Annotated in this window: 15 protein-coding genes; 8 read left to right on the top strand and 7 right to left on the bottom strand. The window is 44.3% G+C overall.

Annotation, left to right across the window (positions count from 1 at the left end):
- Positions 1–139: 139 nt before the first annotated feature.
- Positions 140–502 (top strand): hypothetical protein, encoded by a 363-nt coding sequence (locus RMY31_RS06130; protein WP_322658199.1) that lies wholly within the window; start codon positions 140–142, stop codon positions 500–502.
- Between the two features lie 50 nt (positions 503–552).
- Here the strand turns inward: RMY31_RS06130 and RMY31_RS06125 are convergent, their stop codons facing one another.
- Both RMY31_RS06125 and RMY31_RS06120 read right to left on the bottom strand, forming a co-directional pair.
- A complete protein-coding gene (locus tag RMY31_RS06125) occupies positions 553–1728 on the bottom strand; it encodes an LL-diaminopimelate aminotransferase (protein WP_322658100.1) in 1176 nt (391 codons plus the stop codon).
- 225 nt (positions 1729–1953) lie between these two features.
- Positions 1954–2154 carry a hypothetical protein gene (locus RMY31_RS06120; RefSeq protein ID WP_322658101.1) on the bottom strand — a complete coding sequence of 67 codons (201 nt, stop codon included), beginning with the start codon at positions 2152–2154 and terminating at the stop codon, positions 1954–1956.
- 464 nt (positions 2155–2618) lie between these two features.
- On the opposite strand from RMY31_RS06120, the gene RMY31_RS06115 reads away from it, so the two are divergent.
- From RMY31_RS06115 to RMY31_RS06100, 4 genes are all read left to right on the top strand, one after another.
- Entirely contained in the window at positions 2619–2948 is a 330-nt protein-coding gene (locus tag RMY31_RS06115) for an STAS domain-containing protein (RefSeq protein ID WP_322658102.1), read from the top strand.
- A 155-nt stretch (positions 2949–3103) separates the two neighbouring features.
- Entirely contained in the window at positions 3104–5839 is a 2736-nt protein-coding gene (locus RMY31_RS06110; RefSeq protein ID WP_322658104.1) for a TIGR03960 family B12-binding radical SAM protein, read from the top strand.
- A 555-nt stretch (positions 5840–6394) separates the two neighbouring features.
- The gene (locus RMY31_RS06105) at positions 6395–8503 is read left to right on the top strand and encodes an Rne/Rng family ribonuclease (RefSeq protein WP_322658105.1); all 2109 of its coding nucleotides are present in this window, start codon (positions 6395–6397) and stop codon (positions 8501–8503) included.
- Between the two features lie 9 nt (positions 8504–8512).
- Entirely contained in the window at positions 8513–9178 is a 666-nt protein-coding gene (locus tag RMY31_RS06100) for a ribonuclease HII (protein WP_322658106.1), read from the top strand.
- Positions 9179–9249: 71 nt separating this feature from the next.
- On the opposite strand, the gene RMY31_RS06095 is transcribed toward RMY31_RS06100, so the two are convergent.
- A complete protein-coding gene (locus tag RMY31_RS06095) occupies positions 9250–9837 on the bottom strand; it encodes a DUF1997 domain-containing protein (RefSeq protein WP_322658107.1) in 588 nt (195 codons plus the stop codon).
- Between the two features lie 352 nt (positions 9838–10189).
- On the opposite strand from RMY31_RS06095, the gene RMY31_RS06090 reads away from it, so the two are divergent.
- The gene (locus tag RMY31_RS06090) at positions 10190–11959 is read left to right on the top strand and encodes a phospholipid carrier-dependent glycosyltransferase (RefSeq protein WP_409877459.1); all 1770 of its coding nucleotides are present in this window, start codon (positions 10190–10192) and stop codon (positions 11957–11959) included.
- Positions 11960–12021: 62 nt separating this feature from the next.
- Complete coding sequence (gene pheA, locus RMY31_RS06085) at positions 12022–12912, top strand: prephenate dehydratase (protein WP_322658109.1); 891 nt, start codon at positions 12022–12024, stop codon at positions 12910–12912.
- A gap of 194 nt (positions 12913–13106) precedes the next feature.
- On the opposite strand, the gene RMY31_RS06080 is transcribed toward pheA, so the two are convergent.
- Together RMY31_RS06080 and RMY31_RS06075 are read right to left on the bottom strand one after the other, a co-directional pair.
- Positions 13107–13757, bottom strand: a complete 651-nt coding sequence (locus RMY31_RS06080) for an LON peptidase substrate-binding domain-containing protein (RefSeq protein WP_322658110.1) — start codon at positions 13755–13757, stop codon at positions 13107–13109.
- A 200-nt stretch (positions 13758–13957) separates the two neighbouring features.
- Positions 13958–14125 (bottom strand): hypothetical protein, encoded by a 168-nt coding sequence (locus RMY31_RS06075; RefSeq protein WP_409877456.1) that lies wholly within the window; start codon positions 14123–14125, stop codon positions 13958–13960.
- A gap of 6 nt (positions 14126–14131) precedes the next feature.
- On the opposite strand from RMY31_RS06075, the gene RMY31_RS06070 reads away from it, so the two are divergent.
- On the top strand, positions 14132–14410 hold the full coding sequence (locus tag RMY31_RS06070) for a hypothetical protein (RefSeq protein WP_322658111.1): 279 nt from the start codon (positions 14132–14134) through the stop codon (positions 14408–14410).
- A 4-nt stretch (positions 14411–14414) separates the two neighbouring features.
- Here the strand turns inward: RMY31_RS06070 and rpsJ are convergent, their stop codons facing one another.
- Together rpsJ and tuf are read right to left on the bottom strand one after the other, a co-directional pair.
- Positions 14415–14732, bottom strand: a complete 318-nt coding sequence (gene rpsJ / locus RMY31_RS06065; protein ID WP_010998474.1) for a 30S ribosomal protein S10 — start codon at positions 14730–14732, stop codon at positions 14415–14417.
- 220 nt (positions 14733–14952) lie between these two features.
- Positions 14953–16182 carry an elongation factor Tu gene (gene tuf / locus RMY31_RS06060; protein WP_322658117.1) on the bottom strand — a complete coding sequence of 410 codons (1230 nt, stop codon included), beginning with the start codon at positions 16180–16182 and terminating at the stop codon, positions 14953–14955.
- Positions 16183–16201 lie beyond the last annotated feature (19 nt).

The raw sequence follows: 16201 nt of genomic DNA, 5'->3' as shown, positions 1-16201 counted from the left end.
TTGCCACTTGACGAATTGATATTTTCTCCTGAATATGTGCTGCAACTATTTTTTCTCGGAGATCGATTGAATATGCTTTCATGAAAAGATATTATTTTTCTTCTTACTAACTGTACCTCATAACAACGGGAAGTGCTGTATGCACATAAGTCTAGACTTCCAACCAGGACAAATTGTGTCTTTAGAGCATAGCGACAAAAATCTATATGCAGAAGTCATCCAATTTGTTGTTTCGCGTGATTTGTGTTGGGTGCGTCCCTTATTGCTAGCCACTTCCACTCCAGAACTACCACTAGTTACTGACCTGCGAGATGCGCCCGATCTGCTTTGGCCTGTCAAGTTATTTCGACCCGCCTTAGACACAGAAGTAATTACCATTTTGAGTCAGGTTTTAGCAAAAGAACCAAAAACTGAGTTTGACTTAGCTGCCAAGCGACAACTTAATCAATTTATCCACCAACTTTGGCAAGCGTATCAAGAGGGATTGGAGACTGGGGACTAGAGAAGAGAAACAAAAAGACAGTTCTTTCCTTTTCCCAATCCCTAGTATCTTCATGAAGTATAGCGAATACCAGCATTTTCCATGCGTTGGATTGCTTCATGCATCCGTTCATCAGGGATAGTTAGGGCAATCCGGAAAAAACCTTCTCCCGCTGCACCGTAACCATTACCTGGAGGCACGAGAATGCCACATTTGTCAAGAAGCAAAGTCACAAATTCAATTGAGGAATATCCTGGAGGTACAGGCACCCAAACGTAAAGGGTAGCTTTCGGAGGTTCGATTGGCCAGCCTAGAGATTGCAGTCCATTAACGATGATGTCGCGACGCTTTTGGTAAACAGACATCACAGCTTGCAGTTCAGCTTCATTAATGGAGTAAGCTGCGATCGCAGCTTTTTGAATTGCTTTAAATACCCCAGAATCGACGTTGGTTTTTACCTGTCTCAAACCTTGAATACCGATGGCATTACCAACCACAAAACCAATTCGCCAGCCTGTCATATTATACGACTTAGACAAACTGTGAAACTCAATAGCTACATCTTTCGCTCGTGGAACTTGCAGCACACTTGGTGGTTTGTAGCCATCGTATGCCATTTCTGAGTAGGCATGGTCGTGACATAACAAAATATCGTACTGCTTGCAAAAAGCCACCAATTCCTCAAAAAATTCTAGCGTTGCCAATGCTCCTGTTGGATTATTAGGATAATTGATCCACAAGAGTTTGGTCTTGCGGGCAATTTCTTCAGGAATCGCACTCAAATTAGGTAAAAATTTATTTTCTGCCTTCAGAGGTATAGCAAAAGGCTCGCCACCAGCAAAAATTGTGGAAGTTCGATATACGGGATAACCAGGATCTGGTATCAGCGTATAGTCTCCTGCTTCCACAAAGGCTAAAAAGGTATTGTGTATTGCTTCCTTGGAACCGATGGAAGAGATCACCTCTGCATCAAGGTTTAAACCCGTTACCCCAAACCGATGTTCCATCCACTTAGCTGCCGCCTCCCGAAATTCTTGCATACCCTGATAGGGAGGATAATTGTGGGTAGAAGCGTCATCAATCGCCTCATGCATTACCTGAAGAATATGAGCAGGAGTAGGTTTATCCGGATCGCCTACTGCCATATTAATGATGTCCACTCCCTTGGCTTCAAGTTCTTCTCGTTTGCGATTAATTTCAGCAAACAGATAGGGAGGAATTTTTTCTAAGCGTTTAGCGGGCTGCATGGCGACTTACTACTAATGCAAATGTAGATGCTCATTAGCACAGTTTACGCCACACTAGGGGACTAAATAGCAAACATCATAGAAAAATACCAGCAATTCTATCGCGCTTTTTATCGGTACTGCTGTTACTACAACTAGTGTCAACTATTTTGAAGCTTTGATTCTACTTCTTGTCAAAATCAATTTGGGATAGAAAAAGGTAGCAATATCAACCAACTGTCAGGACTAATATCCCCAGCTAGGAACCAACTGAACTCGACCAGCATCCATCTCTGCCATTAATAATTCCAGAGCTTCGTAGTCAACGTCAGATATATAACCATTTTCAGTTAGTTCCGAGTTGATTTCATTTTCTATCTCAGGAGTTAGTTTTTTAATATCCAGAGCTTTTTCTACTAATCGACGAATAGCGTACTTAGTTCTCATCAGTAATAATCCAATTGTATATGGTACTAATTATCCAAGATAAAGCTAAGTATATAATGCGATCTCAACGCTAGTATGTTAGTGATCTAGATCACAAGATGATTAGATGGTTAACTTGCCATCAACCCTACCACATACCACGATCGACTGTGCAAGTCAGGGCATTTAATCTACCACTATATCTTGACTAAAATCGGCTTTACTTATAGACCAATCAAGCTTTCTGGACATAGTTACATTTAATTGGTCTATTGTGTGGCTGTCTATGCTGATTGTTTTTGAACCGAGGCTAAAAAAAAGTATACATGAATACATTTCACCCTGTATTTATGACAATCTTTAAACAGAGGTACTAAAGCAATAAAGATTCAGCAAAGAGTTCTAAGACGTATGGTCGATGTTGTAAAAAAGAGTTTATGTTCAAATAAATCTAGACTTTACATTCAATAACTCTAATATCGATAATGCAAGCATTAATAAAGTGCCCAAAAATTACAGTTATTCGTCCTCAAGGCTTCCTGAATGCCACCAATGCCTTGGAACTGGAACGAGACATGACGACAGCGTTGACACAAGATGATGTTTCTATGTTGTTAATAGATTTAGCAGCAGTAGAGTCCCTAGACAGCTGTGGCTTAATGGCATTGGTGTCTGCACTCAAGCTGGCCCAAAGTTTAGAAAGGAATTTTAAGCTTTGCTCTGTTCCACCATCAATTAAGATCATCTTTGAACTAACCCAACTAGATGGGGTTTTTGAGATATCTGAAGACGAATCCAAGTTGGCAGTTGTCTGAATTTTTGCAGGTTTCAAATCATAACATTTAACGTGGCTTGACAGCAAACTTGTGTAAAAGAGTTGTAAGTTGTCGGAATAAACCTTATTGATAGACCTAATCAATGCTAAGTTGGAGGTGATTAGCTGTAATTAAGGTAGCTAGAAGATAGCACAGTGGCTGTTGCAGTTGAAAAATTAATAACATCGGATATTTTAAAGCCAGCGCGTTACCTGGGTAACGAACGCTTATCAGTACATAAGCCGTGGGATACGGCTGCAATACGCTGGGTATTAACCTACCCAGAGGTATATGAAGTAGGGGCATCTAATTTAGGGCATATCATCCTCTATAACATTTTGAATGCCCAGCCGCGACAGTTATGCGATCGCGCCTACCTACCAGGACAAGACCTAGCAGCCAAACTCAGGGCAACAGATACACCGTTATTTGCGGTAGAGTCAAAGCGATCGCTAACAGAATTCGACATTTTAGGTTTTAGCCTCAGTTATGAACTGGGAGCAACTAACATTCTAGAAATGTTGGATTTAGCTGGAATTCCCCTTACATGGCGCGATAGGCAAGAGGATAGGGGGGCAGAGGATCGAGGGGGCAGAGGAGAATTAGCTGCTCCCCAGTCGCCATTTCCCTTAATTTTTGCGGGTGGACAGACAGCAACATCAAATCCTGAGCCATACGCTGACTTTTTTGACTTTTTTGCCCTCGGAGATGGCGAAGAACTCTTACCAGAAATTGGTTTGGTGTTAGAAGAAGCCAAACAAGCAGGATTGAACCGAGAACAGACTCTACTAGACTTGGCACAAATACCAGGGGTCTATGTCCCACAGTTTTATGACATGGCTGCAGATGGTTCGGTGCATCCAAATCGCCCAGATGTGCCAAAACGAATTTTGCGACGGGTAGCAACTCCCATCCCAGCTTATTCCATAGGACTAGTTCCCTATGTACAAACGGTGCATGACCGCCTGACAATTGAAATTCGACGCGGTTGCACTCGCGGCTGTCGTTTCTGTCAACCAGGAATGCTCACCCGACCAGCACGAGATGTGGAACCAGAGAAAGTGGTAGAAGCAATTGAACAGGGAATGCGGGCAACCGGTTACAATGAGTTTTCTCTACTATCTCTGAGTTGTTCTGATTATTTGTCTCTACCAGCAGTAGGGATGGAAATCAAAAATCGCTTAAAAAATGAGAACATTTCTTTGTCTCTGCCTAGCCAACGGGTAGACAGATTTGATGAAAATATTGCCAATATACTTGGCGGTACGCGGCAAGGTGGACTCACCTTTGCCCCAGAAGCGGGAACCCAGCGAATGCGAGATATCGTTAATAAGGGTTTGACCAATGAAGAACTGCTGCGGGGAGTCAAAACTGCTTGGGAACAAGGCTGGGACAAAATCAAGTTGTATTTCATGATTGGCTTACCGGGTGAGACGGATGCCGATGTTGTAGGCATTGCCGAAACGGTAAGTTGGTTGCAACGAGAATGTCGGGCAAAGGGAAGAAAACCCCTCAACTTTAATTTGACGATTTCTAACTTTACGCCCAAGCCCCATACGCCATTTCAATGGCACTCAGTTTCTACTGCTGAATTTAAACGCAAGCAAAATTTGTTACGCCATGAATTCCGTCGCATTAGAGGAGTGAAGGTGAATTTTACCGATGTCCGAATTTCAGCAATGGAGGACTTTATCGGACGAGGCGATCGCAGTTTGGGCAAAGTAGTGCGACGTGCTTGGGAATTGGGTGCTGGCATGGATTCCTGGTATGACAATTTAGATAAGGCTTTTACAGCTTGGGGAGATGCGATCGCCGAAGCAGGTCTAGACTGGAAATATCGCCAAGTAGAAAACGGCGAGTGGAATTTGTTTCACGCAGAGGCTCAGGGAGGCAGGGAGGCAGAAGAGCAGGGGGGACTCGTGACCTCCTTTAGGGATAGGGGGGAGAGAGGAGCAGGGGAAAATACCCAACTCCCCATTCTCCACTCCCTTGAGACTCCTCTTCCTTGGGAACATATTGACACAGGAATTGATAAAAAGTGGCTGGTGGAGGACTTACAACGCGCTCTAGAAGCTGCAACTGTACCAGACTGCTCTTTTGAAGGTTGTTCTCACTGTGGCGTTTGCGGCACTGACTTCGGTCATAACATTGTCATTGAGCCGCCTGCTATTCCCCAATTCGCTGGCGAGTTTGTCCCCAACACAACCAAGGCACAACGGTTACGTGTTTGGTTTGGCAAGCAGGGTGATATGGCTTTGATGAGTCACCTAGATTTAATGCGCCTGTTTGACCGAGTGGTAAGGCGAGCAGGTTTGCCAGTTGCTTTTACTGGTGGGTTTCATCCAAGTCCGCGGATCTCTGTGGCCAATGCCTTGGCTTTAGGAGCTACCAGCAGTGGTGAAATTGTGGACTTTGAATTGACTCAAGTCGTGGAAGTTGATACTTTCCAAAAACAACTTGCTCAAGAACTACCCACAGATATGCCTATATATAATGTGGTACAGCAGGATTTAAAAGCTGCCGCTGCTAGTCAAATGATAGAAGCAGCAGAGTATTTGATGACTGTGGCTGCACTTTGTGAGGCAACATCCGCACAATGGCAAGACTGGATTAATACAATCAAAGCAAAAGATGAGCTATGGTGGGAACAAACAACTAAATCAGGCAAGAGTCAGTTAGTAAATCTGCGCTCGCGCTTGTTTGAACTAGAATTAGTAGAAACTAACAATAGCAAGGATGAGTCTACAGTTGTCCTACGTTATGTGGGTAGCTGTCGCCCTGACGGTTTGCTGTTGCGGCCCGAACATATTCTGTCTATGCTAGAAATAGTGTCTGGTAAGGAATTTCAACTTCTACACATTCATCGCAATCAGCTAGTTTTAGGAGTATAATCCCTAAAGGGTAACTTGCTAGTAGTTGCCCTGATGTAGCACATCATGGGAATTGATTTTTAGCAAGGTTGCGTTAGAATGGGGTGAAGAGAAATTTTCTGGCGCTGCATTGAATGAACTGGTTCACTACCCTGGTACTCAGGGTGCGAAAGCAAATATATTAGAGTGCAACTTCTAGGATTTTATCCCAGACAAACAACAGGCAGATTAAAGAACACTCTCTGTTTATAGCTCCCTTGTGAACTAGTAACTATCACAGGCTCCGTCGGCAACTCTTACCTATGCTTTTTAAAACAACTGCTGAATGCCTAATCCCTAGATGGTGAAGGTATGGCATCGCAAATCAACCATGGACGGTTGATTTATTTGCTTAAACAATATGCAGCAGTTCTGGAATAATCAGGCGTGTCAACGCAATTCCCTAGTCAATAGCTCTTTAACTTTGAGCCTAAATTCACAATTTTTATTATCAGCAGCGCCTTTTGGGGCTGACAGGGGCGAGAGGCATAACCAACCTCCAAGCCCGTTGGTGCTGCCAGTTTTTGAGGAAATTGAATGCCGAAACAAATTATCATCGCGGAGCAGCATCAGATTGCTGCCGTCTTTTCTGAAGATCAAATACAAGAACTAGTTGTAGCGACAGGCCATCACCAAATAGGTGATATCTATTTAGGTGTAGTTGAAAATGTATTACCTGGGATAGATGCAGCTTTTGTCAACATTGGCGACCCAGAACGCAATGGCTTTATTCATGTAACTGACTTGGGGCCGTTAAAGTTGAAGCGGACAGCAGCAGCAATTACAGAACTATTAGCACCACAGCAAAAAGTGTTGGTGCAAGTTATGAAAGAGCCAACGGGAACAAAAGGACCAAGGCTCACGGGCAACATCACCATGCCTGGACGCTACGTAGTGCTAATGCCCTATGGCAGAGGTGTAAATTTATCCCGGCGAATTAAGAGTGAAAGCGAGCGTAACCGCTTACGGGCACTGGCTATTTTGATCAAACCGGCGGGGATGGGTTTGCTGGTGCGTACCGAGGCAGAAGGCAAACCAGAAGAAGCAATTATGGAAGATTTGGAAGTGCTGCAAAAGCAATGGGAAGCCATTCAGCAGGAAGCGCACTCCACCCGTGCCCCAGCACTGCTCAACCGAGACGATGATTTTATCCAGCGCGTATTGCGAGATATGTACGGTGGGGATGTGAATCGGATCGTAGTTGATTCTAGTACTGGGTTGAAGCGTGTAAAGCAGTATTTGCAAAACTGGAGTGGAGGTCAGACACCGCAGGGATTGTTGATTGACCATCATCGCGATCGCTCTCCCATTTTAGAGTACTTCCGCATCAATGCAGCGATTCGAGAAGCTCTCAAACCCAGAGTAGACTTGCCTTCTGGCGGCTACATCATCATTGAGCCGACTGAAGCATTAACAGTAATTGATGTTAACTCTGGTTCCTTTACGCGATCGGCGACAGCCAGAGAAACAGTTCTGTGGACAAACTGTGAAGCGGCAACAGAAATTGCCCGTCAGTTGCGGTTACGAAATATTGCTGGGGTAATCGTTGTAGACTTCATTGATATGGAATCGCGGCGCGACCAATTGCACGTCCTAGAGCATTTTAACAAAGCGCTGAAAGCAGACAAAGCTCGTCCCCAGATTGCTCAACTAACCGAGCTGGGTTTAGTAGAACTTACCCGCAAGCGCCAAGGTCAAAACATTTATGAATTGTTTGGTGAAACTTGTCCCACTTGTGGAGGTTTAGGACATGTTGTGCGTCTGCCTGGAGAAACCGAGAGCCGATTACCAACACCAGTAGAAATACCAGAGCGGTTTGTATCTCTGCCTCACAGAGAACCACGTCTGCCAGCTGCTCGCGTAACAGAACCACGAGAAACCTACGATGCATTTGCAGAAGGATTCGATGCCGATTCTGATTTGGGTGCTTTGAATTTAATTAATCATCCCAGCTATCAAGAACTTGGCGAGCATAACAAGCGTAGTACTACCCGTAACCGTCGTAGACGGATTGGTATTAATGGCGGAAATGGCAAGGATGAACCACGGATTGCTGCTAATTCATTAGGTTTTGACAATGAGTCAGATTTAGACTTGGATAGCGAAGCAGAACTAGGGACAACACAAGATATTCCCTCACCAAGCTTGGGTAAATCAGGTTGGACTGAACGGGCGGAACGCACTAAAGTTACCAAGGCAGAGCCAGTTAAACCAGTGGTAGAACCACCGGAGATTAGGACTGTAGAAATGACGCTACAGGAACAGGATGTTTTCGCCTTGATGGGAGTTTCTCCTCTAGTGAAGTTAGAGCGGGAGATCAAAAATCCCAAGTCCGTCATTATTAACATTGTTCAGCCTGGGCAACTGCTAACAGTGCCAACAGAATCAACCCCAGAATCGATCGCTGAAACAGAAAGCACTGAAGTAAATACAAATACACTGCAAACTGAATTAAAAAAGAAATCCTCACCAGAAAAAGCATCTGAGCCAACAGAAGTTGTAGCGACCCCTGCGGGAAGCTTCTCTGCAAGAGAATCCGCCAACGCGATCGCAGAAGAAGTTGAAGCGACTAGCACCTCTACTGGTAACCGTCGCCGTCGCCGTCGTTCCTCTGCGGTAGAGGATGGCTCCTCAGACGACAGTTAACTGAATCTTATGGTAGAGATAGAGCAAAGTGCTGCTATTGATTCGTCAGCACTCTCCAGCGAATCGAGTTGGCTGGAGTTGTCTGCCATGTCTATTATTCCAGGCTTGATTGCAGGCGTGGATGAAGTCGGGCGAGGTGCTTTATTTGGCCCTGTAGTTGCAGCAGCAGTGATACTACCAGCTTGTGCTTTGTCAGAATTGATAGCAGTTGATATCAAAGACAGTAAAAAGCTGTCTAGTTATCGGAGAACTCAGCTAGCGCAGTTAATTTCCGCGCTAGCCATTGATTGGAGAATTGGTTTTGCTTCCACTGCTGAAATTGACCAAATGAATATTTTGCAGGCCACACTGTTAGCTATGAAGCGGGCTGTCCAGAAGTTGAAGGTACAGCCTACAATCTGTTTGGTTGATGGCAATCAGTCAATCAAAAACTTGCTCCTGCCCCAACAAACAATAGTTAAAGGGGACGAGCGATCGCTTAGCATTGCCGCAGCTAGTATTGTGGCTAAAGTTTGGCGTGATGAGTTGGTGCTGCGTCTAGCAGCAAAGTACCCTATGTACGACCTAGCGCGTAATAAAGGTTATGGTAGCCAAAAGCATTTGCTAGCACTACGACAATACGGCCCATCACCGCTGCATCGCAAGTCCTTTCGTCCATGCCAATTTGAGTGCTAAGTAAAGAATAGAGGGGCAGAGCAGATGTTAACAACTGACCACTGCCTCCTCTTAACTAAGTAAATCAAAAATTACTCTATATTTAGAATTGGCAATTCGGTACTGTTATCACCTAGAGCTTTTTGTTTCGTTTGCGAACTCACCCAGTTTCGATAATCTGCCAGCAGTTGATGAAGCAATCTTTGCTTAACTGTCAACAGCACACTCTTGAGCAAACCATTGCCGGTAGCTTCTAAGATTGGCTTCGGGGTCAAGGAAAATGGCAGTGGTAGTTCTACTTGCACTTCCAGATCGGCTCTTCCTTGCAGGCGAGTGCCAGTGCTTAGCTGGTAAGGAGACAAATGCCCTTGTAAATTGAGAGCAAAACGCTGGTTAATATATTCAACACCAAGAATTTCACAACCTACCGATCGCAAATAAATCACACCATTTGATTCTGCCCAAACTCGCATGTCTACAGTGGGTTGAATACTCAAGGACATAAAAGCTAGAGGACGCATTTTCAAGCGAAATACTTCCTCGGAAAGCTGTTGAATACGCCTGTTGTCAACCAAAGCATTAACCAGACGTTGAGGCTGACGCAAGTAGTGCTGAATGGGAATAGGCTGTTGTGGCACAGCAATTTCTACCGATTGGGAGGCAGTAAACTTGGTAGCCATGAGTTGAAGGAAGTAATTGTTTAATATTTATATTATTAATTATTTTTTTATGTTTATTATTTTTAATTCAATGAAAAAAATATTCATCTAGACTGATTTATTTTAAAAACTATATTTGCTTATAGTTATCCTTTATTACTGAGATAGTTTTATAAATAACGTTGACTATCTTTAGAAAAATAAATTATAACTCGACAAGAAGATAATTGTTTAGCAAACCTTTCTCATATTTTTTGTCAATTGTCAAGCTATTCGCTAAAACAGGCAAGACAGACAAAAATGTTGACTGTTGACTGTCAGCAACCAACAATTACAATGGGATGTTTTCTGATTTGAAAGTCCCTTACTATTTTTGATTGCAACTCGGTATGACATCGCGTTAATGAAAAACCGCTATCACCTACTGCTAATGCTGCTATGGTTAGCTATTGGCACTGGTTTGCGCTTTGTGCGTCTAGAATCTCTACCTCCTTGGACTGATGAGTGTGCAACGATAGTTTTTAGTTTGGGCAATAGTTTTCGCCCAGTACCACTAAATCAACTCATTAGTTCAGATGTTCTCTTGCAGCCACTGCAACCTATCCCCACAGTTGGAATTAGCGCCGTTATCGAGCATCTGTTGGATGAAAGCACTCATCCTCCGGTCTATTTTGTATTAGCACATTTCTGGATGAAATTGTTTTCGCCTCCGGGAGAACTAGTTTCAATTTGGGCAGCGCGATCGCTCAGTGCTTTTTTTGGTGTAGCGTCAATTCCTGCCATGTTTGGCTTTGGCTATTTAACTTTTCGCTCCAAGTTAGTAGGTCAGATGGCAGCAGCAATGATGGCAACTTCGCCTTATGCTGTTTTCCTCGCTAGAGAAGCGCGTCATTACACTTTGGTGATTTTGCTAATAATTGCTTCTCTATGTTGTTTTATCAAAGCCATTCAGACTATCCATCGTCAGCAATCTCTGCCTATCTGGGTGGTATTAACTTGGGTAGCGATGAATAGTTTAGGGGTAGCAACCCATTATTTTTTTACCCTGACTCTTTGTGCTGAAGGCTTTGTATTGCTTTGGCAAATTTGGGTGAAAGCAAACCAGACCACATTTGCCTATGTGCGAACTAATTGGTGGCGTATCTGGATAGTTATCATGGGTACTCTGGTTGGATGTCTGGTTTGGATACCTGCTCTAAAAAGTATTCCTGGGAATGACCTCACAACTTGGGTGGCAAGTAGCAATCCTCATGTTAGATGGTTGGAACCCATAGGGCGACTACTGCTTTGGACTATGAGTATGCTGTTGCTTTTGCCTTCAGCAATCACAAACTTACCTCTGGCGATTGTGATTGTTTCTGGTATCGTAACCTTGCTATTTTTGCTTTGGAGCCTACCTAATCTCATTTATGGACTAAAAATCCAGAAGCAATCTGATAGCGATCTAGCGATTCAAATCTTAAGTGGGTATCTTGTGGGAGCGATCGCATTATGTCTAGCTTTCACTTATGGTCTAGGGATGGACTTAACCTTAGCTGCTCGTTTCCAATTTGTTTGTGTATCGGCAATAATTTTGCTTTTGGGTGCTGCATTGGCAGGCTGTTGGAACCAAGTAAAGAATTTCAACCAGCATAGACAGAAATTACGGCTGTTGGTAAATGGGAAAGTTGCGGTAAGTATCATTTGGCTGATGGCGGTGCTTGGCGGAGTGACGGTAGTCTGGAATCTGGGCTATCTGCAAAACCAACGCCCCGATCTTCTCGCTTCTCTCATCCAAAGAGTATCTCCACAGAAGGTGCTGATAGCTACTACCCACCTCCACCACGGTCAAACTGGGAGAATGATGGGGTTAGCCTGGGAATACCAAAACTGGCCTGCCCAAAATTTGCAGTTTTTCTTAGCTCGTCAAGACTCAAAGACTAAAGACTATACTCAAGCCATGCAAGTGTTTTCAGAACAACTCACTAAAATTCCCCGACCTCTTGACCTATGGTTAGTTGAATTCCGTACTCAAGTTGATTTGGAATCCCAGCAATGTTTCCCTGACGCACGATACGGAAAATCTACTGGTGAATATAGTTATAAACTGTATCATTGTACTACCCAAAAAAACGATACATCTCAAACCAATATTTCAAGTTAACAAAGGCTGGGTTTGCCTAAGGTATAGTCTATAAATCTAATAGATAACTCAGGGCCAACTCTATGACCATATCCATTGCCCATTTAGGACCTCCTGGTACCTATGCGGAACAAGCAGCTGTTTTTTATATTAATTGGCTAGCCAAAAAGACGGGAATTGAGGCTATCTTATGCCCATATCCCAGTATTGCCCAGTCACTCCAAGCCGTTGCTTTTGGACACACTCAATTGGCTGTTGTGCCAGTAGAAAATTCTATTGAAGGGAGTGTAACTATGACAATGGATACGCTGTGGCAGTTGGATCGTTTACAAATTCAGTTGGCTTTGGTTATGCCTATTGTCCATGCATTAATTTCTTGTGCAACTAGTTTAGATAGCATTAAAACTGTTTATTCACATCCGCAAGCTTTGGCCCAATGTCAGGGGTGGTTGCAGGAATTTCTGCCAAGTGTGCAGGTGATTCCGAGCAATTCGACAACTGAGGCACTACAACGATTAGAGCAGGACTTAACAACCGCTGCGATCGCATCTAGTAGAGCAGCCCAACTCTATAAATTACCTATATTAGCTAGTAGTATTAACGACTATCCAGAAAACTGTACTCGCTTTTGGGTGGTAAGTCAGCCAAAAATAGAGGCTGTTGACGATATATCTTCAGCAAGCGCTAGCCATACTTCGCTAGCTTTCAGCGTACCGGCCAATGTCCCGGGAGCGTTGCTCAAACCTTTGGAAGTATTTGCTCAGTTAGGAATTAACCTCAGCCGGATTGAATCTCGCCCTACAAAGCGATCGCTTGGAGAATACTTGTTTTTCATAGACGTAGAATCAAATGCTACCTCAGCAGAAATGCAATCTGCTTTAGCAAAGTTAAACAAGTATATCGAAGTCTTAAAAATATTTGGCAGTTATAATGTTTTGCCAATCAATGCTCTTGGCAATGAAGTTAAAAGTTAGCAAGAGCAACTGCGTTGCTTTGGTTCCCAATGCTGTAGCAAGTGGTGAGTCTACTCCTGAAAGAAGGTTTGCTTTTGTAGGGAACTGGTGTTAGCGCAGAATAAGAGTCACGCGTTCGCTCTTCGCGTTCCCAAAGGGTAGTGCATTGAAGAGTGAATGGTTATAAGTTGCACCGCTCACTCTTCACTCTCAACTCATAACTTTTGATTAAAAGTATCTTTAAGAACAGAACGAGCTGCTAAGTGATTACGAGTAGAAGTCAAAATTTCTGCTTCTCGTTCCAAGCGAGCTACAGTATCCTGCATTTCTAGCAATGACTGCTGCTCTGCAGCTACACCATAGAGGTTGCTGGCCACCCAATAAGATAGTTCTGTTGGCAGATCCGGCAATTCTTCTGGCAGTTCAATATTTTGTTCGGTTAACTTAGCGGAGAGGCGCACAACATCTCGTAGCAGTTGTTCTACCTCAGAAGCCAAAGGACGTAAATCTTTAGTGGGTGGGTGGTCTTCCAACCACTCTACCAAACCAACGCGGTAGGGTTTTTCACGAACATACTCTAAAACACGAAACCTTTGCTGTCCCAAAGTCAACATTTTCATGCGGTCATCAGGCAACCGTTGGTGATGAATGATTTCTGCACAGCAACCAACGTTCGCAATTGTGCCTTTGACTGGATCGACCATTAACACTCCAAACCTGCGATCGCTTTCCAAAATCGTATTCATCATGATTCGGTAGCGAAATTCAAAGATGTGTAAGGGTAATGGTCTAGTGGGGAACAGAACTACTTCAGGTAACGGGAACAGAGGTAGTTCACGGACTGCAATTTTAGAAGAAAATGCCATTGTTACCTTCGTATAAATTTAATCTTTAAAATTTATTCTTCTCTGCTTTTCCCGTACTTTGTTTACATTCTATCATTTTGTTTCCCGCCAATAAAAAGCCCTGAAATAATTTTATTCAGGGCTAGGTAAATATTCATACTAAGAAATGTAAGTTGTTAGTGGACAGTGGTCAGTTGTTTTTCTGCGACTGACAACTTACCCTACTCTTCTCCTAAGGGAGGCACTGCGCGTAGCTTGCTTAAGAGCAGGGGTACGGCAACGCAGAACGGGTGACGCTCGTGACGATCGTTCGCGTAGCGTCTCCCCTTGGGAGAAGACTCGCTAACGCTTTTAGCGCCGTCTCTTGAACCAGGACTCGCTAACGCCATTTGTTTATGGGGCAAACCACGGCAGTTCTTACCCTTCGGGTTTTCCAGTCACTCATAGAGGAACCAGGCCACTTGCTACCCTGCGGGTTCTCCGTTCGCGCTAGCGGCGACCTAGGAGAAGGAGTACAAGCCGACGGCACTTCCTTCAAGTCTGGCGACCGAATGGAGTACCTTGGAAACTCGTTCAACGCAATGGCTCCCCAAGACCGTGCTGGTTCATCGTGCAGAGCGCGTCTACAAGTCGCCCAACGCACTGTCCCTCAAACCCCACTGCCTCACCACTAACTAATTACAGTTTGACTTCAATATCTACACCCGATGGGAGATCCAGTTTCATCAAGGCATCAATAGTTTTAGAAGAAGGCTGGTAAATATCAATAATCCGGCGATGAGTACGGGTTTCAAAGTGTTCGCGTGAATCTTTATCTACGTGAGGCGATCGCAGCACGCAGTAGATTTTACGTTTTGTTGGTAAAGGAATTGGTCCTATGGCTGTAGCGTTAGTCCGGTTAGCTGTGTCTACAATCTTCTCGCAAGATGTATCTAATAAGCGACGGTCAAAAGCCTGTAAACGAATCCTAATCTTCTGCTGCTGTAGAGTTGCCATTTTTAAATTGTCCAGGTTCTGAGTTTTGAGGAGACTGGGAATGGGGACTGGGCAAGAAGCAGAAAAGGTTAAAGGGCAAAGGAAAAAGTATTCCCTTTTCCCCTTCTATTTTGTCTTTACCCAATACCCAGTACCCAATCCCTTTATAGAGGGAAGAGAAAGGAGCAGAGAGGCTTTTACTTTACCATCTCTGCTCCTTTGTTATTAGGGCAAAAAGGTGCTACTTAAGGATTTTGGAGACGACACCAGCACCAATGGTGCGACCACCTTCACGAATAGCGAAACGCATTCCTTGCTCAATCGCAATTGGGTTGATCAGTTCTACAGTCATTTTGATGCGATCGCCTGGCATCACCATTTCCGCCTCGCCACCTTCATCGGTGGTGAAGGTTTTGATTGTACCAGTTACATCAGTTGTCCGCACGTAGAACTGGGGACGGTAACCAGGGAAGAACGGTGTCTTCCGACCACCTTCTTTCTCTGTGAGAACGTACACTTCACCTTCAAATTGGGTGTGAGGTTTAATTGAACCAGGTTTGGCTAGCACCATACCCCGTTCAATATCAGTCTTCTGAATACCCCGAAGTAGTACCCCGGCGTTATCCCCAGCCATGCCTTCATCAAGACTCTTCTTGAACATCTCAATGCCAGTAACGGTTGTGCTGCGACTGTCTCTAATACCGACAAGTTCAACGTTATCGCCAACTTTGACTTTACCCCGCTCAATCCGACCAGTGGCAACAGTACCACGACCTGTGATCGAGAATACGTCTTCTACAGCCATCAGGAAGGGCTTGTCTACATCGCGCTCAGGAGTGGGGATGTAGGAATCTACAGCGTCCATCAGTTCGTAGATTTTATCTACCCACTCATCTTCACCTCTTTGAGTTTTGGGGCTACCAGTCATTTTTTCCAAAGCTTTCAGACCGGAGCCTTTGATGATGGGAATATTGTCACCATCGAACTCGTAGTCGGTGAGTAATTCTCGAAGTTCTAGTTCCACCAACTCCAACAGTTCTTCGTCGTCCACCATGTCTTGCTTATTTAAGAAGACAACTAGGTTGGGAACGCCGACTTGTTTTGCCAGCAGGATGTGTTCGCGGGTTTGGGGCATAGCACCATCGGTAGCAGCAACCACCAGGATTGCCCCATCCATTTGGGCAGCACCAGTGATCATGTTCTTCACATAGTCAGCGTGTCCGGGACAGTCTACGTGAGCATAGTGCCGATTTTGGGTTTCATACTCAACGTGAGCGGTGTTGATGGTAATACCCCGCGCCTTTTCTTCTGGGGCGTTATCGATTTGATCGTAACCCTTAGCCACAGCTTGACCGAGAGCTGCCAAGGTCATAGTGATAGCTGCTGTTAACGTTGTTTTACCGTGGTCAACGTGGCCAATCGTACCGATGTTAACGTGGGGTTTAGTCCTTTCAAACTTTGCGCGTGCCATGAATGCTCATTTCCTTTTT

The organism is Dendronalium sp. ChiSLP03b, from assembly GCF_034531165.2.
Taxonomy (GTDB): Bacteria; Cyanobacteriota; Cyanobacteriia; order Cyanobacteriales; family Nostocaceae; genus Dendronalium; species Dendronalium minutum.
Note: the sequence above shows the minus strand (reverse complement) of the source record. Positions and strands in the feature narration are given on the sequence as shown.

Excerpts from the sequence above, each read along its gene's own strand:
- RMY31_RS06080 (WP_322658110.1), bottom strand. The coding sequence starts at position 13,757 with ATGGCATTTTCTTCTAAAATTGCAGTCCGTGAACTACCTCTGTTCCCG.
- RMY31_RS06075 (WP_409877456.1), bottom strand. The coding sequence starts at position 14,125 with ATGGCGTTAGCGAGTCCTGGTTCAAGAGACGGCGCTAAAAGCGTTAGC.
- rpsJ (WP_010998474.1), bottom strand. The coding sequence starts at position 14,732 with ATGGCAACTCTACAGCAGCAGAAGATTAGGATTCGTTTACAGGCTTTT.
- RMY31_RS06070 (WP_322658111.1), top strand. The coding sequence starts at position 14,132 with ATGGGGCAAACCACGGCAGTTCTTACCCTTCGGGTTTTCCAGTCACTC.
- pheA (WP_322658109.1), top strand. The coding sequence starts at position 12,022 with ATGACCATATCCATTGCCCATTTAGGACCTCCTGGTACCTATGCGGAA.
- RMY31_RS06130 (WP_322658199.1), top strand. The coding sequence starts at position 140 with ATGCACATAAGTCTAGACTTCCAACCAGGACAAATTGTGTCTTTAGAG.
- RMY31_RS06105 (WP_322658105.1), top strand. The coding sequence starts at position 6,395 with ATGCCGAAACAAATTATCATCGCGGAGCAGCATCAGATTGCTGCCGTC.
- RMY31_RS06100 (WP_322658106.1), top strand. The coding sequence starts at position 8,513 with ATGGTAGAGATAGAGCAAAGTGCTGCTATTGATTCGTCAGCACTCTCC.
- RMY31_RS06120 (WP_322658101.1), bottom strand. The coding sequence starts at position 2,154 with ATGAGAACTAAGTACGCTATTCGTCGATTAGTAGAAAAAGCTCTGGAT.
- RMY31_RS06095 (WP_322658107.1), bottom strand. The coding sequence starts at position 9,837 with ATGGCTACCAAGTTTACTGCCTCCCAATCGGTAGAAATTGCTGTGCCA.
- tuf (WP_322658117.1), bottom strand. The coding sequence starts at position 16,182 with ATGGCACGCGCAAAGTTTGAAAGGACTAAACCCCACGTTAACATCGGT.
- RMY31_RS06115 (WP_322658102.1), top strand. The coding sequence starts at position 2,619 with ATGCAAGCATTAATAAAGTGCCCAAAAATTACAGTTATTCGTCCTCAA.
- RMY31_RS06125 (WP_322658100.1), bottom strand. The coding sequence starts at position 1,728 with ATGCAGCCCGCTAAACGCTTAGAAAAAATTCCTCCCTATCTGTTTGCT.